Here is a 25,604-nt window from a genome sequence, read left to right as displayed (position 1 = left end):
GCTAAAAACGTCGGCAAAGTTAGAGGAATAGAATAACCCGCCCGTTATACATACGCCCGCACTTATGTTCCATTTTCCCTCTTTTGTCTTTTTTAAGAAGCCAAAAATCCACAAATAGGCAACACAGAACACAATATATTACGAATAGAACATTTGATATATCCGATTATTACTGAACTTTGCGCCGTCAAACAAAAAAAGGAAAAAGGAATATGGAAAATAGACCAACCATAAACATCGACTTTGAAGACTTCAAAGCCTACCAAAACGAGATAGAATATATGGACGAGAATGTCTTCTTCACCGAGAAGCGCGATCTGCCCATCCTCTGCAATCAAGACACAAGAAGAATAACGTTCCTCCTTATAGTAGCGTGCATCGACGGGTGCATACAGCTTGCCATCAACGGAAAGCAATACCAGATTCAACCGCACGAAGCCCTTGTATGCCTGCCCAACATGGCGATAAACCAAGTAATGTTCAGCCCCGGCACGCACATCTGCATGATAGGTTTTTCCAGCAACTTCCTTGGCAATGTGCTGAAGCATGAAAAGGGAATGGACAATATGTTCCTCTATCTCAGCAAGAACCCTGTCCACCGCAACAAATGCAACGAGAAGCCACCCCTTGCACAGTATTATGAGCAACTGATTATGGGCAAAATTCAGGAAAAGGATTCCTACTTCAAGAAAGATGCGTTGAAGTACCTCTTCTCCGCCCTCCTTTGTGAAATCATATCGAAAATCTACGAGGAAGCCAACAAGGAAGGAGAACAAACTTCCACCGGCATAGGACGCGGCAACATCCTGTGCCGGCAGTTCATGCTGGAACTGTCGAAAGACAACGGCCGCCACCGCACAGTGAGTTATTATGCCAACCTGCTGTGCTACTCACCCAAGTACGTGTCCGCCGTAGTCAAAGAAACAAGCGGACGCACGGCCATGGATTGGATAAACGAGTATGCCATCGGGCAGATAAAGCAACGGCTCAAACACTCGGACAAGTCCGTCAAGGAGATTGCGGACGAATTCAACTTCTCCAACCAGTCTTTCTTCGGCAAGTATGTGAAGGCACATTTGGGAATGTCGCCCGCACAATACAGAAGGGAACCGGAGAAATAATGAGGGAACAGGCTCAATACAAGGATGAGATTACCGCCTCGCAAACCGCATCCTGAAACGCTCGTGCCTCCCTGCCCGAAAGAGCATTCTGGTTCATGATGGCAAAAGCTATCTCATGCCCGTTATCAGCACGAAGATAGCCTGCAAGACAGTTAATGGCAGTGAATGAACCAGTTTTAGCATGAACATTCTTATAAGAACGCGTACCACGCTGCATCCGATTCTTCAGTGTACCATCTATGCCACCAACGGGCAGTGCTTTATACAGTTTCCGAAAGACATCGGTACGGGAATAAGCATGCCTGAGGAAAGCGACAAGCAAATCGGGAGAAATATAGTTATAATTGGAAAGACCGCAACCATCGGCCAAGTTAAAGCGGTCAGGGTTATAACCTAACTTCTTTATCAGCATACGAACGGCAGAAAGACCGTCTTCGGCAGTGATGTGCTTTTTTCCGGTACTTTGAGCACCAAGGCGACAGAGGGTTGCTTCCGCATTCAAGTTATCACTTTCCTTCATAATCTCGTTCACAACATCTTGCATGGAAGTTTCGTAACAGACCATCTGTACAGAAACGCTATCCTTCTGAAACTCACCGAATGCATAATCAGAAGTACAGCGGATGCCCCGTGCTTGCAAGCGATCCATAAAGGTACGCATAAAGAAATTCTCCGACGAGAAAATATTGACTGTGCCTGCACGACGTCCGTCTACATTGCCCGTGACAATGATATTATTACCATTCGTCAACCAGTCCCGTGATACTTTGAAGCGTCCGGCGGAAGGGGTACGTGTTTGGGTATTATTCGTCAGTGTATAATAGGTAGAGGCGGGAGTACATTTCAAATTTGCCGTTTCTCCACGTTCACCAGGGGAAGCGGTGACCGTTAAAACGCCTTTATTCAGCATCAACGGAGAAAGATAGGGTTGATAAGAAGCAGGGGTATCATCCCATAGCCAACCACTTCCCCAATAAAGGGAGTCCTTCATGGAAACATCTCCATACACTTTGCCTTGTATTACCGAGAAAGGGAAACGGCTCACTGCATTCACCAATGAATCCAGCGCTTCATCGTTGAATTCAGGGTCATAACCACCGATAACGTATATATCTCCTTTCAGAGTATCGCCTTTAATCACTCCTTTATACCACACCTCCGTACGAAATGGCTCATCAGCTTGTGGCTGAGATAATGCAGTAATAGTGGTCAGTAGCTTCATAGTAGAAGCAGGACGAGACAGCTTGTCTGATTGGTAACCATACAAAGGTTTTCCATCCGTCAAGTCGAAAACAGAGATAGCAACGTTGGAGCCTTGGGGAAGTTTATACTTTATCAGCGTATCGATACGCGAAGAAAGAGAGTCCGGTTGCATCGCAATGTCTTGTGCGGATAAAGGCAAAAGACAAATAGACCAAAACAAATATGTTAAAAACCTTTTCATTATTTCTTATTCAAATGATTCTTCATCCATATTCTCCTTCAGCTTTGCCACCGGCTTCTCAAAATGAGCGCCACACTTCTTGCAAACATATTCCCAATGCTCAGTGCCCGGAGGTGTAGCAGTCAACATAGAAAGTATGGCAGCCATGATAGCCCGTATCCGATGTTGTTTTCTTAATACGAATTTGATATCCGAAGCTCCACAGCAAGGGCAGTATTTCAATTGTTCGGGAATCATCTGGTTGCGTTCCAGCAGATCGAGTGCTCTGCCGTAATCATCTTCGTATACCAGTACGTCTACTCCTGTAATATCGCTGGAATATCCACGCATGACAGTGGACATATTTTCATTATGAAGCAAGGAGGCGATGCCTTCATTCTCTAATGCTCCTTGAATGATATGTGCCTGAGCAGCGTCAGGACAAGTAATCAACCTAACTGTTTTCATTCTTGGTTATCAAGTATTGTAATCCTGTTATAACACCTCTTTGAATATCTCCCCCACCGTAGGATGCGGAAATACGATCTTCTTCCACTCTCCCGCCGTCAGTTTCAGTTCAATGGCCATACCTGCTAAGGTGATGATTTCAGAAGCAGGATTACCCAGGACATGAGCACCCAATACTGTATCATCTTCGGCCAACAATACTTTGCAGACACCGTTTACACCTTCGTTTTCGGCTACAAAGCGACCGGAATAGGCCATCGGAAGCTGAACGGCACGATAGGCTATGTTTTTCTTTTGAAGAGACTCTTCCGTCTCACCCACACCGGCTATTTCGGGATTGGTATATACAACACCGGGGATGGCACGATAACTCATAGCATCGTTCTTTCCGAGGATGGTATGCACCGCTACTTCGGCTTCACGAACGGCGGTATGTGCCAATAGAGAGAATCCGGTAAGGTCGCCACAAGCATATACTCCCTCCTCGGAAGTCTGCATTTGCTCGCTGACGATGATGTTTCCTCGCTCCGTCTTAGCCAAGTTGAGGTTTTCGAGGCCAAAGCCTTTCGACACAGGACGACGTCCTACACTCATCAGAAGTTTGTCGGCTACCACAGAACCGGAACCGTCAGCGTTTTCGTAATTCACCTGCACCAGCAGATTGCCGTCTTCCGAAGAAGTCCCGGCCAATGAAACAACTTTGGTACTCAGCATAAATTTAATTCCTCTCTTTGCGTACTCAGCACGAAGCATGGCGGAGAGTTCCTTGTCCATACCACCAAGTATTTCATCGAGCATCTCGATTACCGTTACCTGCACACCGAGGCTATTGAAGAAAGAAGCAAACTCCATGCCGATAACGCCACCACCGATGATGGCAAGCGAAGCGGGAAGTTCTTTATTATCCAACGCGTCGCGATGCGTCCAATAAGGCACTGTATCTACTCCGGAAATAGGAGGAACGAAGGTTTCCGAACCCGTACAAAGTAGCAGGTTCTCGCATTCGTAGGTTTCTTCACCGCATTGCACGTGATTCTTGTCGATTATAGTTGCCGCACCGGTTACGATATTTACGCCATGAGCAGTCAGTTTGCCTTTTACACCGAGCACCAGTTTGCGCACAACCTTCTGTTTACGGGCAATGATCTTAGGCAGATCGAACGAAACTTCGGGTACGTTCACCGCATATTTGGAGGCATGACGTGCTCCGTCGTAAGTCTTAGCCGAATACAATAAAGTCTTAGTAGGAATACAGCCTTCGTTCAGACATACTCCACCAAGACTTTGTTTCTCGAAAAGTACAACACTCAGACCGGCTTTGCCGGCAACTTCGGCAGCAGTATATCCCGCAGGACCTCCACCGATAATGGCAACTTGGTATTTCATGGTTTTTCCACATTATAGATTCAAGTCCGAAAGATAATACTTCTATCTCAAAAAAGCTCTCTCTACTCCTTTCTTTTTGCAAAAAAGGCTATAAAGTGCATACCATATCCATGAAAAAGGCATAACATTAACTTTTTGACGAAATAAATAAGTTCACATTCTATTCTTTCAGAAGTTTTTCTGATAGTGTCAATAAAATTCCACACCTTTATCGCCAACAATAAAAGGGCGCTGCATTTTTTCCATAAAGTTCTTTCCCCTAATAAGAAATAAGCCTTTTCTATCTATTTCCCCAAAATTTATGGTAACCGAATCTTTGGGAAGAGCTTCTGAAATCTTTATCCAATCATTATTCCAATAATATAATTTATATACAGAATTCTCTAATTTTATTTTCCTTTTTACATCATAAAGACCAATATTAATTATCTGTATTGGCTCTTCTTTTATCGTAATATAGCATACCTCTCCAAATCCATTCAGAATAAAAGGATTAGAAGTTGCTACTAATTTCCCATTTTTTTCGTTAAATGGGAAATAGAGAAGCCCACAAGTTATCTGAGAGAAAACTGTTTCTCCATTATGCACAGTTGATTGAGCTATAATGTTAAAATGCCCTCTATTAAATGTCGCCAAATACGTAGCTGGAACTTTTATATCAGTAACATGAAAGTATTGCGATGTTACATTTTCAAGAGTTGGACTCGTTAGGAGTTTATTCCATTGCCTTTGAGGAATATTCATTTGATTATATTCATAATTAACTCGTTGTACCAAAGGTGCTATCCATTTTTTTCTCTCAGGTCTTCTTTCATAAGGGGAAAAATAAGTAAACCGCCCTTTAGAATCAATAAAACTATTGTAAGCATGCCCTCCATTCACTTTTCCATGATAAGGTATAATATCCAAATTAAGTGGAATACCAATAGACCTCATGACCTGTACCGCATTCAAAGCTAAATCAGTACAAGTACCTCCTCCATAATGTTCAATAACATCAACAGACATATTCCCAGAATAACACGACATTTCATGAATATATTTTTTATTGGATAATTTATTTATCCAAAATACAACATCTTCCATTTGCACTTTATGTGCAGCTAAAGAATCTGCTAACTGCCTGTATTGTTTAAAGTACTTACTCCGCCATCTATCCAATGGTTCCTGCCCTATACGATAGGGAAGAACTTTTCTGCAAAATTCAGAAAACGATAACTGCGCGCACCAAGGATACCTTTTGCGAGCCTCAAATGCCAAATCTATATTTTCAATCAAATAATCTGCTGTGATACACTGCACATCAGGTAATGTTTTTTTCTGAACAAAATGTCCTCTCCTTAAATAAGCTTCAAATAGAGACATATCTTTAAATGATAACGTATCTAAAGAAACTTGTCTTTGAAGCGAATCTATAAAAAAGTATTCAATACTACTTTTTTCCATCATATTTTCTATCAAAAATTTAGCAGCCTCCAATTTCAAGCTACTATCTTGATAGTGAATTAAAACTTTTTCTAACTCTAAAGCATTTTCTCCTGCACATTTGAGAACACAATTTATGCGACTATTATTACAATTAGAAAAGAAAAAAAGAAAAAGGAGAAGAAAAATAACATTCATAACATTTCACTAAAAAAGGTAAATACCAATCACATTTGAAGGTGAGCATAAATCAATCTTATATTTCTAACGAAACGCTCTCTTTGATATGCCAATTAAAAATATTTTCTCTCTATCACCTTTAAATACCTTTTCAAATATAGTGGGATTTCTTTCAATGGAATAAATAAATCTTGTACAACTAAATCATGATTCAATAAGCAGAAATAAGGCATATTTTCTGCCTCCAAAATTTTATTTTTATCAGTTCCTTCTTTGACAAAGTACATTGGATAAGATATCTTATGATTCTTTTTGAAAGATAGAAAAGCTCTTTTATTTTCATAACTTCCTATTATTAAAAATCGATCTTTAGGTATATCATTACTCAATTTTATCAATTCCTCAAAGATTGAACTTATGCATGATGAACAGTGGAGATAAGAAAACCTAAATACTAATTTATAATCATCATTAAATAGTTCTGATAATTTCTGTTGACTATCATCTTCATTGACGACTTCAACATCGAATAACTTTGTTTCATTATAGGTATAATGCAACATTATGTTATCAAACAGTAAATCACGTTCCATGCCTACCATTTCAATAACACCTTTATTGCTATCCAGAATACCTTTCAATTTATAATAATTAATTTCTGATACAACAATAACTACGACGATTGCTATATAGACAAGGTATTTACTAATTTTAGCATACATAGATTTCACTTATTCTTTCATGAATATTTTAACAACAACAGGGTTAGAATCTTCTGCTAATTCTTTTATACTCTGCGACAAAGATGGATTTGAAGACTTTCTCTCAATAAGTTGAGAAGGCTCCGCAGTACCATAAATAATGTTTCCTTTAGAATATCGAGGCGAAAAAACAGCTATGCTATCAATATCATTGACGATAGGAAAACCATTCTTTGATGAACATTCTTTATATACTCCCGATTTCGGATAGTAAAATCCATAATAAAGAAATTTATTCATTCGCATAAAAAGTACATTTACCTCATCACAAGCAAAATAAGTAATCAAATGAGGAAACATATCCTCTACAAAAGATTTACTGGCATCATCTGCAGACAACCGTTCTGACTTGGAACGGTCTATATAAGCATTCCTGTTTTTTACATAATGCTCTGCATATTGCAAAACCATCTTTTTCCCAATGCCAGATGATGTAATGTTGTAAATCGTGTCATTCAAGGGAAGATAGAGGTGATTGTTACATAAATTATTTAAAGTTGAAAGATAAGCTCGACAAGATATATCAGAATCAAAAAAAAGAGCAGACTTCACCTTATTTTTTTTCATATCAAGAAAAATAAGGCTTGGATATTGATGATTGGAATATAAACTACGATTAGGAGTATAGTCACAACAAAAAGCCAACTTATCTTCACCAAGACAACAAATTGAATAAGCAGAATATTCAAATGGACAAGAATCTAAAAACGCTCCATTCTCCGCAAATTTCAAAACCTTCTTTGCAGAACTATCCCAAATATAAATCCAATTATGATAGCAGACAACATCCTCAATCACGGTATATTCTCCCTTCCCCATTCCTGCTTCTCCAATTTTTCTCAAGAAACGCCCATCCTTATCATATAGATAAACGGAAGATGATATTTCTTTATCCACTATCAAGAAATTACCATTATCCGTTACTAATATTTTATCAACAGTTCCTATTAAACAGTCTGCATTCGTTTCCAATATGACATAATTTATGGAGTCAGCTACCTCGGAAAGATTCAGTTTATTTTCCTTATTAGCCAATGGAAGCTGAACCGTCATATAATCATTTTCCACATGATTAGGATGCTGAGTACATGCACCTACTATAAATAAGGTAGACATCAAGCAAAATATCGATCTCACCATAATCATCCATTCAGAGTCCAAGCGATACAACCCCTTTACAATCTGTCTGTTCTGCCGGATTACAGCACACACGATTCATAGACTTACATTTTTTGTGTGTTCCTCCATTCCAACAATTGCTGCTACCTAAATATGAATTAGGAACCCATGTAGCAACTCCTCCACATCCTAATGATTCTTCATCTCCCAGAACTTCTATATTAGCTAAATTCGTATCAAAAAACGGTACGCTTTCTTGTGTTTTGGCAATATTATAACCCGCAAAAGAAACACATACGATTAGCAAGGTGATTTTTAGTGTATTTTTCATAAAAGTAAAATTTAATATTTTATATAACAAATATAGAGATAAAATATGACACCCTTACTTCTCGACATAATATATTGACTATATTTAACTCTTTCTATGCCTATAATGCTGATTAAATCCTAATCAGCATTGCTTTGAGAGTTCTTCTTGGGGATATTGTTCTATTACAAGGAACATAGTGATTTGTGTGGCGAGTGAAAAAGGATTTCTGCTTCAGAAAGAATCCGAAATCAATGAACAAGATGAGACAATCACCGTGATATGCAAGCCTCCACCTCCTCCCTGCTCAACGTGGGCGGCTGCCCCTCGGAGAGCTTGCGGCAAACAAGCCGGCCTGCCTTCAATGCTTCTTTTTCCGTAGCAAAAGGCATGCCTCCGCCCACTGCCGGCATATAAGGCTGAAGAATCAGCGTATCACGCCCATGAAGCACCACATATCCGTATCCACCCTGCACCCGCATACCCTCACAGTGCAGCACCGGACGGCGAAGTGTGAAAAAAAGGCATGCCGTCACTACGGACAGCACGCCAATCATAATAAACAAACGCTTATAAAACACTTTAGTTTTCATTTCCATATTTAATTCGCATCCTCTTGTTCATCAGGCAGAAGCTCGTAAACATCATCAAAGTAGCTGGAACTGCTCTGTCCCGTCAGTACAAAGCCACGCTCCCCGTTGGAGAAGGAAACGGCAGCCTCACGCGAGGAAGCGCCCGAAGGATAATTATGCACATTGGTAAGCGGAGTGAAATCGTCGTCGGAATCACCATACCACAAGTCGGCAGCCGGATCGTACATCCAGTAGTTGCTGCTCAGCGTGCCGCTGCGACTTCCGGTGGCCACATAGCCCTTGCCGTTGATGACGAAAGACACGGCCCCCGAACGTGTGATGGCATAGTCATCGTCATAGTCGTTGTCCGAGTCGGTATTTGCAATGTCGCGCAACTGCGTCCAAGTGCTTCCGTCGAACTTCCAAAAATCCACCAAGTCGATACTGTTGTTCTTTCCGCAACAGATATATGCCACATTATTGATGACAAAGGCTGTGGCATAATACCTTTTCTCACCTGCATATCCGCTTACAGCCGTCCATTGCGACCCTTCGGCGGCATCCGGATCAAAGCGGTAGAAGTCCATCTTATAAGCGCTCTCGTTGCCGGTAGCGTCATTGTTGCGCCCCGTGCCCACATAACCATGACCGTTGATGGTGAAAGCCAATGCACCGTCGCGCACACCACCCTTGAAGTTATCCTTCTGTGTCCAGGCATCCGCGGCAGGATCATACTCCCACGTGTCCGCCACACAATAAGACGATCCTCCGTCCTTCACAGAACCGGTAGTGATATAGCCCTTGCCGTTTACGGCAAAGCCTACACCGCCCTTGCGCCCCACGGTAGGCATGTCTGCACACTGCGTCCAAGTGTTGGCGCTCATGTCATATTCCCAAAGGTCATTCAGATAATTCTTGTTGGCTCCATAAAATCCGCAACACAGATAGCCCTTGTCACCGATGGTAAAGCTGGAAGCGTAACCGCGGTATATGCCATTGTAGCTCGCCTTCTTCATCCATTGTCCCTGCGTGTATTCGTCGTCCTCCGTGCAACTGCCGGCCAGGCACAAGGCAACCAGCAGAGCCATCCCTAATAATAGTCTATTCATCTTTTCTTCAGAACTTGTTTTAGATTACTAATTTTTAGCCGCAAAAGTAAACCGCCCGAACCACACCTACAAAAATAACCGACGAACGGCTTGAATTTCCCGTTAAACGGCTTTACCGATAAAAACGGGCAGACTGCCGATTTTAATAGGAAGATAACGAAGTTTCATCTTCCTTTGCGCCCGAATTAAAAAAAAGAAAAGACGATGAAGAAGAAGTTATTATACGGCTTGTTTATGCTCTCCGCCATCTTCTGCTCCTGTCAGGACGAAAATTCGGCGCTCGGACAGAGCTTGGTGGAAAGTTCCTTCTACAATATATATGTAGATACCTGTTCGGTGGACATCAGCACCATTCTGCTGGACTCCATATCCACCAGGGGCGACAGCATCTGTCAGTTGGGACACATCAAGGACAGTTCGTGGGGCGAAGTGACCGCCGCCTACTATGCCGAATATTCCACCAACAGCTTCACCCCCAACGAAGACTACACCTATACCCTCGACTCGCTTGTGCTGCGGATGACACCCTCCGGACACTTTTGGGGAGACACCCTGACGCAGCAGCGCATCTCAGTGTATAAACTGAAGTACCCCATCATACTGGACGATGATGAAGGGCTTTACAGCACAACCAAGCGGCAACTGGAAGACACTCCTCTCTTCAGCTTTACGTTCACTCCCCGCCCCGGCCGGAAAAAGGAAGTGACCATACGCCTGTCCGACTCATGGGGACAGGAACTGCTGAATGACCTTGTGGCACAAGACGAATACTTTGACAGCCAGGACAAGTTCAAGAAGAAATTCCCCGGACTCGCCTTTGTACCCGAAACCGACGGGCAATGCATCACCGGATTCATGGTGAACGATTCTGCCATGAGCCTCAACCTCTATTACAAGGAAGTGGCGGAACAGCGCACCGAACAAGTATTGACCTTCAGCGTCAACACCAACTATGCTTACACAGGCATCACCCACGACCGCACCGACACTCCCCTCGCATCCATAGAAAGCGGGATAGAAAACCTCGTCCACTCCACCGCCACAGGTAACCTTGCCTATATGCAGGGAATGACGGGATTCTACAACCAACTGGAATTTCCCTTTCTGAACGACCTGAAAAGCAAAGGCGAAATAGTCTCCATAGAGAGCGCCACGCTATACCTCTATCCTAAGTTCAAAAGCTACGACAACAATCAGCTTCCCAATGATATACGCCTATACATCACCAACGAAAACAACGTGCTGGAAGACTACGTATATGGCAGCGACGGAGTGACGGTGCAGACCGGAAACCTGACCAAAGACGAGATGTATGGCAAAGAGACCTACTACTCCTTCGACCTCACCGAATTTGCCCGCAACAATTTCGGCACATGGGGAACCAAACGGCAGAAGCTGCTGATGAGCCTCAGCGACGAGGAGAGTACCAACACCTTCAAGCAAGTGATTTTTGCCAACGATCCCACCCAGGAAAGACAATGCCGATTAGATGTAAGATTTAAAATATACAACGAGAAATGAGACACTTCCATTCTATGCCCAAGCTACCGCGCAACTTCTCTGTGGCGATTCTTTCTGCGGCAGCCTTCTCCGCAGCTTCCCTGCCTGTAACTGCCCAAAATGCCACCAGCCTGCCCACTTCCATGTACGGCGTGGGCGAACTCTCCCCCGGAGACGGCGGACGCTATGCCGGCATGGGCAATGTGGGCATCGCCCTGAATCGCATCGGATTTCAGAATACGCTTAATCCGGCAGCCATCACCCGTATGGACAGTACCTGCTTCATATTCGACGTAGGCGCATCTGCCTCCTATGCCCGCTATTCTTTCCTGAGCGAACACAGCACCGCCTTCACCGGAAATCCCAACCGCATCAGCATGGGGTTCCGTGTCCTGCCGCGCTGGTATGCCGTCATAGGGGCAGCACCATACAGCAGCGTGGGCTACGTCATCCAGACCGAGGAAGAAGTAGAGGGCATACCCGGCAACTATACTTATTCGCTGTTTGAGGGAACAGGCGGACTATACCGCTGCTACCTCACCAACGCTTTTGTCCTCAACAGGCATCTGTCCGTCGGAGTGAACTTAGGCATGATTACAGGAACCGTGACACAAAGTGAAACGCAAGAAAACGCCGTGGTGGAATATGAATCCTTCAAAAGAGCTTTCTACGCCGACTTCGGATTGCATTACGAATTCAGCGCCGGAAAGCGGAAGTGGACAGCAGGAGCCGTATTTGCCCCCTCGTTCAAGATTCATCACGATAATACACTTACTTACAGCAACTCCTCCACCAGCGAAAGCGTTGACAAGAATTACCACAGCCGCACGCAATACCTGCCCATGCACCTTGGCGCCGGACTCAGCATGAACACGCAGCGCTGGATACTGACCGCTGACTACAATTATCTGGACTGGAGCCGCAATTCTTCCTCATACACTTCCATGAAGTATGAAAACCAGCACAAAGTGAACCTCGGCGGAAGCTACATCACCAGCCCGCGCCTTCCCCGATCCACGGAACTGATGGGAGGGATAGGTTTCGGAAACTCATATATCAACCTGAAAGGAGGAAAGATGCAATACATGGAAGCCAGCATAGGCGCAAGCTTCCCCATACGCTATTCGTATCTTTCACTGGGCGCCACATGGCGGAAACAAATAAATTCGCAGAGCAACCTGATGCAAGAAAGCCGGTTCAGCCTAAATCTGAATCTAACATTCGGAGAAAGGCTGTCGAGAATGAAACTGAAATGACACTATGACAGGAGGCGGTGCGGTCACAGCACCGCCAGCCTCGACACGTAATGCTTCACCCTTTCACGGTAAGCATCTCCGATAGGCACATCTTTTTTCTCTATCATCACCGAACTGCGACTGATGGCATTGATGCAATCCTTACGGACTATGAAAGAACGGTGTACACGGATAAATTCGTCGGAAGGAAGTTTCTCCTCCATATACTTCATGCTGCATAAGCTCAGAATAGGCTTGGTAACCCCTTTGCAAAACACTTTGACGTAATCTCCCAATCCCTCTATGTAATTGATCTGCTCCAGTTCAAGCCTCATGATGCAACTTTCGGCCCTCACGTAAACCACTCTCTGCGGCTCTTGTCTCTCCGGAAAAGCCCGGCATTGCCCTGTTGCCGAAGCGCCGGGCTCTTGCAGGGCAAACCAGCGTGCCGCTTTGCTGACGGCTTGAAAGAAGGTGGAGAAGTTGGCTTCGCCTGTCAGATAATCCAGAGCATCCAGACGGAAACACTCGGCGGCATGGCACTCCGTACCTGCAATGAACACCACACGGGTGGGCGAAGAAAGCAGCCTGCAAAAATCCATTCCGGTAATCCCGCCTTCTTCTACCGGATATATGCCGACAAAATAAATCTCCACTTTCTCCTCATAATAACCTTTCAGCGCTTCAAGAGGATCACCGAATTTTCCGCGCAAGGTGAGGAAAGGCACTTTACCTATGTATTCTTCTATCTGTCCGGCTACCGCCGCATCCGCATGCAAAATGGCACAATTCAAGTTCATCGTCATTCCTTTGTTTTACAAGATAGACGAAGCCCTTCCCAAAAAACTGCAAAAGAGGGAAGGGCTATTAATATTTCTTAATAATTCCGCATCAAGACTGTTCCTTTTCCCCTTTTCGCCCCTACCTGCTCCGTACCTTCTCCCTGTCTATAGAGAGGGAGAATACAAGGAGCGGATAAGGAGAAGGTAAGGAGTAGGTACGGAGCTGGTACGGAGAAGATAGGGAGAAAGTAAGGAGAAGGAAGAATTGTTCTTTTTGTCGGATTCACAAGACCTATTGCCGACAACGCTCTTGCAACAGCCGCACAAATTCGTCTTCCTTCACCGGGAGCACCACCTCACATTTACCCTCACCATACCTTATGAGCAAATAGCGCATTACGGCAAAACGGCCGAAGCGCATGGATGAGGCACACTCCACACCCGTGACATCTTTCAGCAGTATCTCCCTGCCACGCATGAAGCGGCCGAAAAACAAGAGCAGCCTCCCGTCCGGGGTAACGGTATAGGTGGTATGAATCAACTTCTCGATGCTGACTACCAGCAAGAGCATGAACACGACAGCCATCAAGATATGCTTTTCCCAAAGGGAATAGGCTGTGATGGTTCCTGCCAGACAGATAAACAAATATTGTCCGGCAGCAATACGGGCATGGAAAATTCTATTCATTTTGTCAGGTTTTTGCTGCTAAGGTAGGTATTTTTATGAATTAATACCTGCCGGAAGCACAAGGAATGTACTTATTTTGTAGTTTTGCAACGATTAACACCATATATCTTATGATAAGAAAGTTCGATTTCCTCGTTATCGGCTCCGGACTTGCCGGTATGAGCTTTGCGCTGAAAGTGGCGCATAAAGGGACAGTGGCCCTCATCTGCAAGGCAGGGCTCGAAGAAGCCAATACTTATTTTGCGCAAGGCGGCATCGCTTCGGTCACCAATCTGGCGGTAGATAACTTTGAAAAGCATATTGAAGACACCATGATTGCGGGTGATTGGATCAGTGACCGTGAGGCAGTGGAGAAAGTAGTGCGCAACGCTCCCCAGCAGATTGGCGAACTGGTGAAATGGGGAGTAAACTTCGACAAGAAAGACAACGGGGAATTTGACTTGCACAAGGAAGGCGGCCATTCCGAATTCCGCATCCTGCACCACAAGGACAATACCGGCGCAGAGATACAGATCAGCCTTATCGAAGCCGTGAAGCAGCATCCCAACATCACCGTACTTACCAACCACTATGCGGTGGAAATCATCACGCAGCACCACTTGGGCATTATCGTGACACGCTACACACCCGGCATCAAATGCTATGGCGCATACGTGCTGAACGAAGATACCGGTGAAGTGGACACATTCCTCTCCAAAGCCACCATCATGGCTACGGGTGGCTGTGAGGCCGTTTACCGCCACACCACCAATCCGCTTGTGGCCACGGGTGACGGCATTGCCATGGTGTATCGTGCCAAAGGCGCCGTAAAGGACATGGAGTTCATACAGTTTCACCCCACCGCCCTCTATCATCCGGGCGACCGTCCCGCTTTCCTCATCACCGAGGCCATGCGAGGATATGGCGGCGTGCTCCGCACGAAGGACGGAAAAGAATTCATGCAGAAATACGACTCCCGCCTCTCGCTTGCCCCGCGTGACATCGTGGCACGCGCCATCGACAACGAGATGAAGCAACGCGGTGAAGACCATGTCTTTCTGGACGTGACGCACAAAGACGCGGAGGAAACCAAGAAGCACTTCCCCAACATATATAAGAAATGCCTCAGCATAGGCATTGACATCACGAAAGAGTATATTCCGGTAGCACCTGCCGCCCACTACCTTTGCGGCGGCATCAAGGTGGATTTGGACGGACAATCCAGCATCCGGCGCCTGTATGCCATCGGTGAATGTTCGTGCACAGGGCTGCACGGCGGCAACCGACTGGCCTCCAATTCACTGATTGAAGCCGTGGTCTATGCCGACGCCGCCGCCAAACATGCCTTGAGCGTATTGGAGCGTTACGATTTCAACGAGGATATTCCCGAATGGAACGATGAAGGCACAATTTCCAACGAAGAACGTGTATTAATCACTCAAAGCATGAAGGAAGTGAACCAGATCATGGAAGCCTACGTGGGCATTGTGCGCAGCAATACTCGCCTGACACGTGCCTGGAACCGTCTGGATATCCTTTATGAAGAGACAGAGAAGTTATTTAAAAGCAGTAAAGCCACCCGCGAACTGTGCGAACTGCGCAACATGATCAACGTGGGATATCTGATCACCCGCCAAGCCATGGAACGCAAGGAAAGCCGCGGACTGCACTACACAATAGATTATCCGCACGCCGGAAAATAGAGATACCGTCCCCGTAAAGCAATACCCGCCCTCATGGCAGGTATTGCTTTATTTTTTCGTCCAGCAGGTCTTCTTTCAGCAGCCCCATGTTCCGGCGCATCCGTGAACGGAGCACATTCACACTGCTGCGGTTGATGCCCAGCACCAGAGCTATCTCATCCGTGCTCTGTCCCATACATACAAGCATGGCAAACAATTCTTCGTTGCGTGTCAGCCGAGGGTATTCATTCCTCAGTTTCGGCAAGAAAAAAGGATGCAATATGGCAAAAGATTGCCTGAATACGTTTTCGTCTTCTTTGTTCAGCAGATTGCTTGTGGTAAGCTGACGAACGGATTGCAGATTCAGTTCCGCCTCTAACCTTACAGTCTTATCCGTCAGCCATCTGTTTCGTTCTTCAAGTTCTTGCTGCCGCAAAAGAAGTGACCGTATTTCCTGCCTATTCTGCTTTATCTGCAAGAGGGCCTGGCGTCTCCTGATTGCCACATACAGCATATAAAACGCCAACATCAGTATAGCACCGCCAATGGCACAAAGGTTTTCTAATTGAATTTCTTTTAACATTTTATCGTATTTTCATTCCTTTTCCATTCTCTGTATCCCGCTTCTTTTTTCGATAACCACAAAGCACCCACATACAATATAGACCTCAAAAAAAGACAATATACAAATCCGTTTAATCCTTTTTTTTCACCTTTTGGAATGCTTTTTCTACTTATAGCTGCTGCTTATACCCTCTTAACATATACTACAATAATTTTTCATTCCTTTGTATGTCTCTATGAATAAATAAATTAATTATTGTATATTGTTTTGTATATCACAAATATGCACGAATATATCAATATTTCTGCAACTTTGCAAACACAATAATCAACTAATAGAACTACAAATCTCTTATTTCTTTATTGCATGCAGAGGAAAAAGTGAATATTAATCACTCAAAATACGAACCAATACTACTAATAAATAGTTATGACAAAGAGAAAAGTCAAAGAAGCCGGGCTTCTGATATGCCTGCTTCTTATCGCTATGGGAACAAAGGCACAGGATGTGTCAATCAAAACCAATCTGATTTATGATTTTGGTACACTGACCCCCGACTTGGGAATCGAAGTGGGACTTGCAAAGAAATGGTCATTCGACGGTCTGGTAGCCTATGCCCCTTTCAGCTACGACGGCAACAAGACAAAGAAGCATCTGCTAATCCAGCCGGGTGTCCGCTATTGGCTATGCACACGCGGCAGCGGCTCTTTCTTCGGACTGCACGGACACTGGGGAGCCTTCAACGAAGGCGGCTACAAGCTTCCGTTCGGCCTGTTCTCCTCCATACAAGACAACCGCTACGAGGGCAAGCTATGGGGAGGAGGCATCAGTTACGGTTATCAATACCCCCTGAGCAGGCATTGGGCACTCGAAGGCGAGATAGGCGCAGGCTTCAACCATGCCTGGTATGACATCTACCAATGCCCCACCTGCGGTGACAAAATAGGCGAAGGCAAAAAGAACTTCTTCAGCCCCACGAAAGCGGTAGTCAATATCATTTATCAGTTCTAATTCAATCACAGCAATGAAAATATACCAATTAAGGCTGATGGCCGCAACATGTTCTCTGGCGATAGGCCTGAGTGCCGAAGCACTGGCCCAAAACAGCAATCTGAAGAAATTTGAGATAACTTCATCCGACATCTACCGTCGCGGTGACAACTTGGTGGTATCCACAGGCATCGACCTTACAGACGTGAAGATGGAAGCCGAGCGCACCATGATAATCTATCCCACCATAGAGGATGGCGAAAACCGCAAGGTGATGCCCGAAGTCATAGTGAACGGACGGAACAAACACATCTTGTACCAGCGCAATCCCAACAAGACAGCTTATACCGAAGTGCGCCGCAAGAACGGCACGGTGCAGAGCGTGAGCTACAAGCAGGAAATAGCTTATCAGCCGTGGATGCAGAATGCGCAAATGGTGCTCTACGTGGATATATGCGGCTGCGGAGGCAATCCGGAAGAGAACACTGCCGTATCTGTGGCAAACATGGGCAACCTGCCCCTGAACAATGCTGCCGACTGGCTGCCCACAGTGGCCTACATCGTGCCTAATGCCGAGGCTGTGAAGAACCGTGCGGAAAGCGGAAAGGCTTTTCTGGACTTCCCCGTAAACAAGACCAACATCTTGCCCGACTATCGCAACAACCCGCGCGAGCTACAGTCCATCAAAGAAACCATAGATAAGGTGAAGAACGATGCCAACGTGAAGATTACCCACATCGACATCCACGGATATGCCTCGCCCGAAGGCACTTACGCCAACAACGAACGTCTTGCCAAGGGACGGGCGGAAGCGCTGAAGCTATATGTGCTGAAGCAGTATGACTTTGCCGAAGACATCTTCAGTGTAACATCGACTCCCGAAGACACAGAAGGCATGAGGAACTTCATCGCCACATCCACCGCCGACGAGAAGGAAGAAGCCCTGCAACTGATGGACAACGGAAAGGATGCCGACAGCCAAGAAGCCCTGTTGCGCAAACTGAACAGCGGAAAGCTGTTCCGCACGTTGGTGGACAGTTGTTTTCCGGCTCTGCGCCGTTCGGAATACGAGGTTGCCTACGAAGTGAAACCCTTCAGCGTGGCAGAGGCAAAAGAGGTGCTGAAGAACCGCCCGCAGCAACTCAGCCTGCAAGAGTTCTACGCCATAGCCCAGACCTACGAACCGGGCAGCGACGAATATAACGAAACCTTCGAGACAGCCGTGCGCATGTTCCCCGACGATGCCGCAGCCAACCTGAACGCCGCATCCACAGCCCTACGCAAACGAGACCTGAAGGCGGCGGCCAAATACCTGTCACGCAGCGACGCCAATGCCCCCGAAACTCAAAACAACCGCGCCGTGCTGCACTATCTGGAAGGAAAGATTCAGGATGCCAAAGGAGAGTTTGAGGCAGCCGCAAACCGCGGTTCCGAGGCGGCAGCAAAGAACTTAAAAGAAATTACTATCTCGCTAAATAATCAATAAACAAATCTTATGAAATTGAAGAATTTTGCATTCGCCATTATCGCAATGGCGATGGGAGCTTGTTCCAATGAGGACGAAACTCTGACAAACAACGGTATCGCAGAAGGAGGAGATGCCTTTATCTCTCTGAGCATCGCACTGCCCGACGCAACCAACACAAAAGCCATGGACCCCGGCACAGAGGGTGAAGAAGAAGGTACAACCGACGAGAATACAGTGAAAAGCATTCTTGTATTGCTATATGACAACAGCGGTACTCTAAAAGATTCCAAAGAATTCCCCATAGCCGAACTGACATACAGCGGTGACGTTTATACTACCAAGAAATGGCAGGTAAAAACAGGTGAATATAAGGCCGTTGCCATCGTAAACCCGTTGGCCGCCTATACAGCAACCGGCAATACTATAACAGCAACACTGACCACACTGAACGCCGTTCGCTACGAATCAGCGTCCGGCTTGAAAGACAACGGCTTCATTATGACCAATGCGCTGACAACATCCTCTCCCGCCACGCCCGCCAACAATGGCGACTTCTATGCCGACGGCAGTGTGTATGTCAACGTGAACGGCACATCAATGAATCCTACCGAGCTGACCATCAACGTTGAGCGTAGTTTAGCCAAGGTCATGATTACTACTCCCGCCACAGACATGAGCGTAACAGCCGATGCAAATGCGGCAATAGAATTCATCGCCTTTAAGGAAGTGACCCTCAACAAGTCTTATTTCCCCATCAAGAAGCTGACGGCAAACGGTATCAATACAACCAATGATTACATTGTTGACCCTAACTTCGACAACAACACGCCGAACAATGCAGCCGCCAACTTTAGCAATCTTGACATCCGCAATGGCTACAAGGCTTTCAGTAATGGCACTTTCTACTGTTTGGAGAATACCATGACAGCAGCCCAACAACAATTGGGAAACTCAACCGCCATCTACTTCAAAGCAAGATACTATGCTGACAAGAATGATAAAACAGCAAAGCACTTGTACAAGTATCTGGGCAAGGTATATGACAGCTTCACTGCTTTACGGAGTGCAGGCGTCAATTTGACCGGCATCACCGAAAAGACCTATGTAAAAGGAAGCGCCAACTCCAACTACAGCTATACTGAAGCTCAGACTTTGGCAGAAAAAGGCGTGACGGTATATAACGGCGGTATCTGCTACTATCCCTACAAGATAAGACACGTCAAGAGTTCTGCAAACAACGACATCATGGAGTTCGCCGTAGTGCGCAACAATGTCTATAAGTTGAGCATCAACTCCGTAGCCGGCATTGGCAAGGGTACTTACGAAGACATCACCGCTCCCAAAGATCAAGAAGGGACAGACTCCAGCACAGACCCTAAAGATCCGGACAAGAACACTACCATCGACCCCGACCAACCAATTGACCCGGCTGATCCCAATTTCCCCACTGACCCCAGCGACCCGACTACTCCGGGCTATGACCCTGCGAATCCGGGTAAACCGGGCGTTACTCCCAGCACCGATGCCAACACAGAGATGGATGATACCGACCCTGTTCTGAACGTATCTGTAAGGATATTGAAGTGGACTATCCGCAAGGATGCAATTGATATGTAATTTTGTAAATACTGAGATATGAATTTCTTAAAACGGAAACAATTTACTTGGCTGCTACTGGTGGCTGTGTGTCTATTCACATCCTGTTCTACAGTCTTTGATGACCGGGATGGCTGTCCTGTAGGATGCCATATCCGTTTTAAATATGACTATAACATGAAGTGGGCAGATGCCTTTGCCAACGAAGTGAACCGGGTGACGCTCTACGTATTCGACAGCGACAATCACTATGTGACCTCGCTCACCGAAGAAGGAGCCGCCCTGAAGACCTCTGACTACTACATGTCCCTGCAAGTGAAGCCGGGAAAATATACATTGGTTGCCTACGGAGGACTCGACGGTGAGTCCTTCAAGGCCACCGACCTGCAAACGGGCAAGTCCACACCTGCCGACCTGCAAGTGGCAATGACCGGCAGCAGAGAAACCTCTGCAACGGAACTGCACCCGCTGTGGCACGGCCTCAGCCGTTCGTTCACCGTCACCGGAGGGTATCAGGAGCACCTCATCTCACTGGTGAAAGACACCAACACCCTGAAAGTAATGCTTCAGCAAGTGGAAGGCGGAGAAATGGACGCAAGCAAGTTCACCATGACGATAGAAGACGACAACACCGCATTCGCATGGGACAACTCACTCATCACCCAAGGAAGCAACACTGTGTATAATCCTTACCTCACGGGCAACTATGCAGTGACAGATGCCACGGGAACCGGAAACATCGCTTACGGACAGTTCAGCCTCTCACGCCTGATGGCAGACAGCAAAGCCCGGCTGAAGATAGTGAACAACGAGTCGCTGACCACTGTCATTGACATCCCTCTTGTGGACTATCTGCTCTATACCGGCATGGAAGGCAAACCCATCTCCGCACAAGAGTATCTGGACCGTCAGGACGAATATTCGTTCATCTTCTTCCTCGATCCCGACTATCGTTGGATCAAGGTACAAATCATCATCAACGGATGGACCATCCGCATGGATGACATGGACTATCAATAAACCAAACTAAAGAAAAAAGTATATATGCGTAAGCTGAATACTATCACATCTCTTTTCTTCCTGCTGTGCGCAGCCCTCACAGGCTGCACGCAGCAGGAGGAAAATCCTTCTATACAAAACACCGACTTGGTGAATGTAGCCATCCACTTGGGAAGCAGCACCACCCGAAGCTATACAGACACCGAGGGAACCGTAAAGAAACTCCGTGTACTGGTGTTCAACAAAAAGACGGACAACACCTATGAGTTCGAGAAACAGAAAATGTGGACTGACTTCACAAACGAGAACAATGACGAGAACACCATCCAAATAAGCAGCGGAGCCAAACGCTTCTACTTCTTTGCCAACGACGATATGGCAGACTTCCGGCTCCACTCCACCGGGGCAGCCTACAACTTTGACGACGGAGCCACAGCAACCTATACCGAAGATGAGTTGAAAGACATCGTCATTCATCAATTTGAATATAAGGGAACCCTAACATATACGGCAGCAGACTTATTGCCCATGACTGCCATGACAGAGCAGAGCATCAACCGGATGAACGGGCAATATGTTTACACCACACTGACAATAGCTGTGGCGCAAGTAACGCTGAAGATGAAGCTGAATGCACCACTGACTACCGGGGCTACACTGAAATTGGTCTATGCCCGTATCGGTAACAATCCCACCAATGAATATTTCTTCCCGCAATACGAACCGAAAACCGGCAGCGAAACAACCGGAAAGGTGAAGCTCCCCTCTTACGATGCTTCCGACTATAATAATTCAGCGGTATATACCCCTGCCGACTATGTGGACATCACAACCGCCGAACAGGAAATCGCCAATTTCTACGTACACGAAAATCCGTATGGAAAAGGAGGAACACAAGATGGAAGCACACTGGATGACCACACCACCGGCTATCAAGGTTCCTCCAGCAAACTCAACCTATTTTACGAATATACCATGGGTACTGACCACTTCCAAAAGGGAGTATTGAAAGACCTTCCCTACTTGGTGCGAAATGGAAAATTGGAAATTACGGCTACTGTAACACCGCCAAGCAACACATCCGAAACTTACAGTATCATCGTACAAGTGGAAACCCAATGGATCCAAAAGACAGAAGATGTACCCACATTTGAATAAAGACATTTATGTGAAACTCCATACAGACAATGATGAAAACTAAAATAACGATCCGTATTCTTTGCATGTTTTTTGCCACCCTCTGCCTTGCCTCATGTCAAAGAGAGCTTCTTGACAGCCTTGACGGTGGCAGCATGACCCAAATAAGCATCCGCGTGCCCAACATGACTGAAATCACCTCTACACGCTCACTCAGCGCCACACAGGAAAACAGCATTTACAGCCTTTACTTCTTTATCGTAGAGGGAGATGGAACCATCAGTTCCAAGAAATACGTGAAGCTACCCTCCGCGCAAACATCATACAGCGGTACTTTGGATAATTCTGTCATGACCAGCCAAAGTGTCTATGTAGTGGCAAATGCCGAGTTCAGCGAAAACACATTCAACGCCTCTGATTTGAAGAATCAGATGGACGATGTAACCACTCTTACACAGCTAAAAGATATCTATGCCTCGTACGCTGACGGTGAAGAAAACTATAGCCGCCCACAGGGACACTTGCTGATGAGTGGATATCTGAAAAATCCCAGCAATACCAACAACACAGTCATCCTGAACCATGTGGATGCCAAAGTCATATTCAGCATCACTCTGGCAGACAATACTCCCACAGGTGCGGAGTTCACTCCTACCTCCTATCAGATTTTCAATCTGCCCAAGAAGTCTTACCTGATAAACCGGGAACAAAATGCCACTATCGCAGATAACCTCATAAACACGCTTGAGCCTTATGCCACTCCATGGGATGCAGTCAGTTGCACCGATGGGAATGATTACTTCAACTCCGTGGAAGACGAATACTTCAACAAGTCGTGGGATAGCAACAAAAAGCTGACTTCCACCTTTGAGTTCTACATACTGGAGAACCGCAAGACGGCACTCAAGACTACAGGAATCACTTACCCTGACAACTACGCACAGCGTGACAAGAAAGCAGATGGAAACGGAGCTTTTGAATATGCTCATCCCTACTCCACTTATGTAGTGATAAAGGGTATCTATAAGTTGAGTAACTTTGAGTTGGAACAAGCATTGAAAGATGGTACAAACACTGCTCACAACGGCATGGTGTCCCGCTATGCCAATGTGGAATACATTGTACATTTAGGCGACTTTGGAAACTCCGCCACACCGGGCAACACCGATAACTTCTTTACCGAACGCAATTGTAGTTACACTTACAACGTGACGGTGAAGAATGCAAAGAACATTGCCGTAGAAGCAGTGAAGAATGAAGAAAGCCAACCCAGCGCAGAAGGCGTGGTGAAAGACACCTATCTTGCCTTTGGAGATATGGACGCACACTTTGGAAACATGCTGATAAATATAGAGATACCCCAAGAGGAGGATTTCTATACCAGTCCATCCAAATGTATGCTTGCCTCCACTCCCTATACAGACGGCGCACCGGACTACTCGTGGATACAGTTTGCCGTAAACCCTGTGGCAACCCCCACCACCATGCAGACCTATGCCGAAGCAAAAGGAAAAATGATTGCGGGAGCCAAGTTGGTGGACTTCATCTACATGCTGAAAAACAATCCTACGGAACGGGCGAAATACGAAACAGGTGGAAAAATATATTTCACAGCCTTCATCGATGAGAACTATCCGCAAGACAGACTGCGTGATGCTTATTATAATGACTTCTTTATGGCTGGATACGGCCCTACGGACAAGTCTGTATGCACAGGTATGCAATACAACGGTCAACCCGTGGACAGCAGCGACCCCAACATCAGTTGGAAGAAATACATCGATATGTCCAACCGCGAACTGCGCCTGTTTAACCTGCCCTATGACAGCAACGACGGAAACAGCCATTACAGCATCTCGCAGGTGATGATTACACAGAAGTCCATTCAGACGTACTATGACGTAAACAAAACCACTTCGGCATTGGGAGTGGAACACTTGGATGAAACAGGGATATTGGCACGTGGAACTACCGGTCAAGGGAGCTCTACCGATGGATGGACGAATACATACAATGACCTGAATGGCACTACACACCATGCCGTTGCAAGTCAATGGAACAGCTTTTTAAATCAGACTACTCTAAATAGCAACGTGAAACAACTCACAATAAGTACTGCTGCCGGACACTATGCCGCATTGCAGCGCAACCGCGACCTGAATGCCAACGGAACAATCGAACAGAATGAAATCCGCTGGTATCGCCCCGCAAAGAGTCAACTCATCTCTATGTCCCTCTCCGGACAAGCACTGCGCTCTCCCATTTATAGAGGAGATATGACTCCGACGTCAAATGACCCCGGAAGTAATCCATCAAGCGCAGATTATCGTAATGGCAAGAAAATCCACCACTCTTCGAGTACCAATAACATAATGACATGGACTGAAGAAATAGCGTCAAGCGGTGGAAACTCTGAAGCTACATATAACCCTTGTGTACGCACATTGGGAAGTGAGTATAACACTGTGCCACAAACCTATTATACTTTCGATAAGAGCAGTCGCACTGTTGTTTTCGACTACTACAAGACAAGTGTTCTGCGCACCCCCATTGCCAACGGTGAATTGATTCCTATGACCGAATGGGACACCAGTGACCGTCTGCCACTCTACGGGCTCAAAGTGGCCCAAGCCAATGCAACAGGAGATGTAACAATGAAAGGCTTGGATAATAGCACATCGCCATGTAGCACTTACTCTGAAACAGGCACAAGCTATGATGCCGCCGGAAAATGGCGCGTACCTAATCTGCTGGAGCTTGCCATTATAGAAATGATAATCGGTGACGGGCTCAATCAGACAGCATCAACAAATACTCCTATCATGTGCTGCACTAAATTCAGTTGGGCATATACGGACATGACAACGGGATTGGTTTATTCAAATCCCACAGATGTACCCAACAAATCTTTTTATGCCGGAAACGACCACCACTTCCTCTACTACAATAGTAGCAATATCGGATTGAGCCATAGCAATTATGAAAGCAATACGATTGATTCTGATAATGGTCAGAACCACTACTCTCTAAGAGTCCGCTGCGTGCGCGACATTCAGAAAGGCGAACAATAACAACAATAACTTCTTAATCAGTTTCGTATTCAGTAAAA

At 45.8% G+C, this 25,604-nt stretch carries 22 protein-coding genes; 10 read left to right on the top strand and 12 right to left on the bottom strand.

The genetic code is table 11. The annotated features are described in order from the left end of the window. The first annotated feature begins 212 nt into the window (after positions 1-212). Entirely contained in the window at positions 213-1,121 is a 909-nt protein-coding gene (locus tag BACHE_RS03735; RefSeq protein WP_013546374.1) for a helix-turn-helix domain-containing protein, read from the top strand. 13 nt (positions 1,122-1,134) lie between these two features. Here the strand turns inward: BACHE_RS03735 and dacB are convergent, their stop codons facing one another. The 9 genes from dacB to BACHE_RS03695 form a co-directional block, all read right to left on the bottom strand. After that, complete coding sequence (gene dacB, locus BACHE_RS03730; RefSeq protein WP_013546373.1) at positions 1,135-2,565, bottom strand: D-alanyl-D-alanine carboxypeptidase/D-alanyl-D-alanine endopeptidase; 1,431 nt, start codon at positions 2,563-2,565, stop codon at positions 1,135-1,137. Between the two features lie 6 nt (positions 2,566-2,571). Further along, a complete protein-coding gene (locus BACHE_RS03725) occupies positions 2,572-3,012 on the bottom strand; it encodes a putative signal transducing protein (RefSeq protein ID WP_013546372.1) in 441 nt (146 codons plus the stop codon). 27 nt (positions 3,013-3,039) lie between these two features. Further along, positions 3,040-4,398, bottom strand: a complete 1,359-nt coding sequence (lpdA, locus tag BACHE_RS03720; protein WP_013546371.1) for a dihydrolipoyl dehydrogenase — start codon at positions 4,396-4,398, stop codon at positions 3,040-3,042. A gap of 189 nt (positions 4,399-4,587) precedes the next feature. Next, complete coding sequence (locus BACHE_RS03715) at positions 4,588-6,021, bottom strand: hypothetical protein (RefSeq protein WP_013546370.1); 1,434 nt, start codon at positions 6,019-6,021, stop codon at positions 4,588-4,590. Positions 6,022-6,116: 95 nt separating this feature from the next. Next, positions 6,117-6,725 carry a hypothetical protein gene (locus BACHE_RS03710; protein WP_013546369.1) on the bottom strand — a complete coding sequence of 203 codons (609 nt, stop codon included), beginning with the start codon at positions 6,723-6,725 and terminating at the stop codon, positions 6,117-6,119. 9 nt (positions 6,726-6,734) lie between these two features. Next, positions 6,735-7,880 (bottom strand): 6-bladed beta-propeller, encoded by a 1,146-nt coding sequence (locus BACHE_RS03705; protein WP_187289290.1) that lies wholly within the window; start codon positions 7,878-7,880, stop codon positions 6,735-6,737. 34 nt (positions 7,881-7,914) lie between these two features. Then, on the bottom strand, positions 7,915-8,214 hold the full coding sequence (locus BACHE_RS16835) for an NVEALA domain-containing protein (RefSeq protein WP_013546367.1): 300 nt from the start codon (positions 8,212-8,214) through the stop codon (positions 7,915-7,917). Between the two features lie 251 nt (positions 8,215-8,465). Then, positions 8,466-8,792, bottom strand: a complete 327-nt coding sequence (locus BACHE_RS03700; protein ID WP_245530913.1) for a DUF4907 domain-containing protein — start codon at positions 8,790-8,792, stop codon at positions 8,466-8,468. A gap of 2 nt (positions 8,793-8,794) precedes the next feature. Beyond that, entirely contained in the window at positions 8,795-9,874 is a 1,080-nt protein-coding gene (locus tag BACHE_RS03695) for a Kelch repeat-containing protein (protein ID WP_013546365.1), read from the bottom strand. A gap of 204 nt (positions 9,875-10,078) precedes the next feature. Here BACHE_RS03695 and BACHE_RS03690 point away from each other — a divergent pair, with 204 nt between their 5' ends. Beyond that, positions 10,079-11,395, top strand: a complete 1,317-nt coding sequence (locus tag BACHE_RS03690; RefSeq protein ID WP_013546364.1) for a DUF4270 family protein — start codon at positions 10,079-10,081, stop codon at positions 11,393-11,395. 14 nt (positions 11,396-11,409) lie between these two features. Then, positions 11,410-12,630 (top strand): BamG family beta-barrel-assembly machinery protein, encoded by a 1,221-nt coding sequence (gene bamG / locus BACHE_RS03685; RefSeq protein ID WP_041579172.1) that lies wholly within the window; start codon positions 11,410-11,412, stop codon positions 12,628-12,630. 23 nt (positions 12,631-12,653) lie between these two features. Here bamG and BACHE_RS03680 read toward each other — a convergent pair whose 3' ends face one another. Then, positions 12,654-13,409: a LytR/AlgR family response regulator transcription factor gene (locus BACHE_RS03680; RefSeq protein ID WP_013546362.1), complete on the bottom strand. Its 756-nt coding sequence runs from the start codon at positions 13,407-13,409 to the stop codon at positions 12,654-12,656. 274 nt (positions 13,410-13,683) lie between these two features. Then, on the bottom strand, positions 13,684-14,079 hold the full coding sequence (locus tag BACHE_RS03675; protein ID WP_013546361.1) for a PH domain-containing protein: 396 nt from the start codon (positions 14,077-14,079) through the stop codon (positions 13,684-13,686). 110 nt (positions 14,080-14,189) lie between these two features. On the opposite strand from BACHE_RS03675, the gene nadB reads away from it, so the two are divergent. After that, positions 14,190-15,761: an L-aspartate oxidase gene (gene nadB, locus BACHE_RS03670; RefSeq protein ID WP_013546360.1), complete on the top strand. Its 1,572-nt coding sequence runs from the start codon at positions 14,190-14,192 to the stop codon at positions 15,759-15,761. Positions 15,762-15,792: 31 nt separating this feature from the next. Here the strand turns inward: nadB and BACHE_RS03665 are convergent, their stop codons facing one another. Beyond that, the gene (locus tag BACHE_RS03665) at positions 15,793-16,323 is read right to left on the bottom strand and encodes a helix-turn-helix transcriptional regulator (RefSeq protein ID WP_041579170.1); all 531 of its coding nucleotides are present in this window, start codon (positions 16,321-16,323) and stop codon (positions 15,793-15,795) included. A gap of 411 nt (positions 16,324-16,734) precedes the next feature. On the opposite strand from BACHE_RS03665, the gene BACHE_RS03660 reads away from it, so the two are divergent. The 6 genes from BACHE_RS03660 to BACHE_RS03635 are packed head-to-tail and all read left to right on the top strand — an operon-like array spanning position 16,735 to position 25,566. Then, positions 16,735-17,316, top strand: a complete 582-nt coding sequence (locus tag BACHE_RS03660; RefSeq protein ID WP_013546359.1) for a DUF3575 domain-containing protein — start codon at positions 16,735-16,737, stop codon at positions 17,314-17,316. Between the two features lie 13 nt (positions 17,317-17,329). Then, positions 17,330-18,781, top strand: coding sequence for a DUF3868 domain-containing protein (locus tag BACHE_RS03655; protein WP_013546358.1), 1,452 nt, complete (start codon positions 17,330-17,332; stop codon positions 18,779-18,781). 9 nt (positions 18,782-18,790) lie between these two features. Further along, a complete protein-coding gene (locus BACHE_RS03650) occupies positions 18,791-20,380 on the top strand; it encodes an Mfa1 family fimbria major subunit (RefSeq protein ID WP_013546357.1) in 1,590 nt (529 codons plus the stop codon). Between the two features lie 18 nt (positions 20,381-20,398). Then, positions 20,399-21,379 carry a FimB/Mfa2 family fimbrial subunit gene (locus BACHE_RS03645; protein WP_013546356.1) on the top strand — a complete coding sequence of 327 codons (981 nt, stop codon included), beginning with the start codon at positions 20,399-20,401 and terminating at the stop codon, positions 21,377-21,379. Positions 21,380-21,403: 24 nt separating this feature from the next. After that, positions 21,404-22,516: a fimbrial protein gene (locus tag BACHE_RS03640; RefSeq protein WP_013546355.1), complete on the top strand. Its 1,113-nt coding sequence runs from the start codon at positions 21,404-21,406 to the stop codon at positions 22,514-22,516. Between the two features lie 29 nt (positions 22,517-22,545). Next, a complete protein-coding gene (locus tag BACHE_RS03635; RefSeq protein WP_013546354.1) occupies positions 22,546-25,566 on the top strand; it encodes a DUF4906 domain-containing protein in 3,021 nt (1,006 codons plus the stop codon). Positions 25,567-25,604 lie beyond the last annotated feature (38 nt).

It is taken from the genome of Bacteroides helcogenes P 36-108, from assembly GCF_000186225.1.
GTDB classification, from domain to species: Bacteria; Bacteroidota; Bacteroidia; order Bacteroidales; family Bacteroidaceae; genus Bacteroides; species Bacteroides helcogenes.
The sequence above is the reverse complement of the archived record's forward strand: the minus strand, read 5'-3'. Positions and strand labels throughout refer to the sequence as shown.

Coding starts and splice junctions, on each gene's coding strand:
- BACHE_RS03735 (WP_013546374.1), top strand. CDS start 213: ATGGAAAATAGACCAACCATAAACATCGACTTTGAAGACTTCAAAGCC.
- dacB (WP_013546373.1), bottom strand. CDS start 2,565: ATGAAAAGGTTTTTAACATATTTGTTTTGGTCTATTTGTCTTTTGCCT.
- BACHE_RS03725 (WP_013546372.1), bottom strand. CDS start 3,012: ATGAAAACAGTTAGGTTGATTACTTGTCCTGACGCTGCTCAGGCACAT.
- lpdA (WP_013546371.1), bottom strand. CDS start 4,398: ATGAAATACCAAGTTGCCATTATCGGTGGAGGTCCTGCGGGATATACT.
- BACHE_RS03715 (WP_013546370.1), bottom strand. CDS start 6,021: ATGAATGTTATTTTTCTTCTCCTTTTTCTTTTTTTCTTTTCTAATTGT.
- BACHE_RS03710 (WP_013546369.1), bottom strand. CDS start 6,725: ATGTATGCTAAAATTAGTAAATACCTTGTCTATATAGCAATCGTCGTA.
- BACHE_RS03705 (WP_187289290.1), bottom strand. CDS start 7,880: ATGTCTACCTTATTTATAGTAGGTGCATGTACTCAGCATCCTAATCAT.
- BACHE_RS16835 (WP_013546367.1), bottom strand. CDS start 8,214: ATGAAAAATACACTAAAAATCACCTTGCTAATCGTATGTGTTTCTTTT.
- BACHE_RS03700 (WP_245530913.1), bottom strand. CDS start 8,792: ATGGAAATGAAAACTAAAGTGTTTTATAAGCGTTTGTTTATTATGATT.
- BACHE_RS03695 (WP_013546365.1), bottom strand. CDS start 9,874: ATGAATAGACTATTATTAGGGATGGCTCTGCTGGTTGCCTTGTGCCTG.
- BACHE_RS03690 (WP_013546364.1), top strand. CDS start 10,079: ATGAAGAAGAAGTTATTATACGGCTTGTTTATGCTCTCCGCCATCTTC.
- bamG (WP_041579172.1), top strand. CDS start 11,410: ATGCCCAAGCTACCGCGCAACTTCTCTGTGGCGATTCTTTCTGCGGCA.
- BACHE_RS03680 (WP_013546362.1), bottom strand. CDS start 13,409: ATGAACTTGAATTGTGCCATTTTGCATGCGGATGCGGCGGTAGCCGGA.
- BACHE_RS03675 (WP_013546361.1), bottom strand. CDS start 14,079: ATGAATAGAATTTTCCATGCCCGTATTGCTGCCGGACAATATTTGTTT.
- nadB (WP_013546360.1), top strand. CDS start 14,190: ATGATAAGAAAGTTCGATTTCCTCGTTATCGGCTCCGGACTTGCCGGT.
- BACHE_RS03665 (WP_041579170.1), bottom strand. CDS start 16,323: ATGTTAAAAGAAATTCAATTAGAAAACCTTTGTGCCATTGGCGGTGCT.
- BACHE_RS03660 (WP_013546359.1), top strand. CDS start 16,735: ATGACAAAGAGAAAAGTCAAAGAAGCCGGGCTTCTGATATGCCTGCTT.
- BACHE_RS03655 (WP_013546358.1), top strand. CDS start 17,330: ATGAAAATATACCAATTAAGGCTGATGGCCGCAACATGTTCTCTGGCG.
- BACHE_RS03650 (WP_013546357.1), top strand. CDS start 18,791: ATGAAATTGAAGAATTTTGCATTCGCCATTATCGCAATGGCGATGGGA.
- BACHE_RS03645 (WP_013546356.1), top strand. CDS start 20,399: ATGAATTTCTTAAAACGGAAACAATTTACTTGGCTGCTACTGGTGGCT.
- BACHE_RS03640 (WP_013546355.1), top strand. CDS start 21,404: ATGCGTAAGCTGAATACTATCACATCTCTTTTCTTCCTGCTGTGCGCA.
- BACHE_RS03635 (WP_013546354.1), top strand. CDS start 22,546: ATGATGAAAACTAAAATAACGATCCGTATTCTTTGCATGTTTTTTGCC.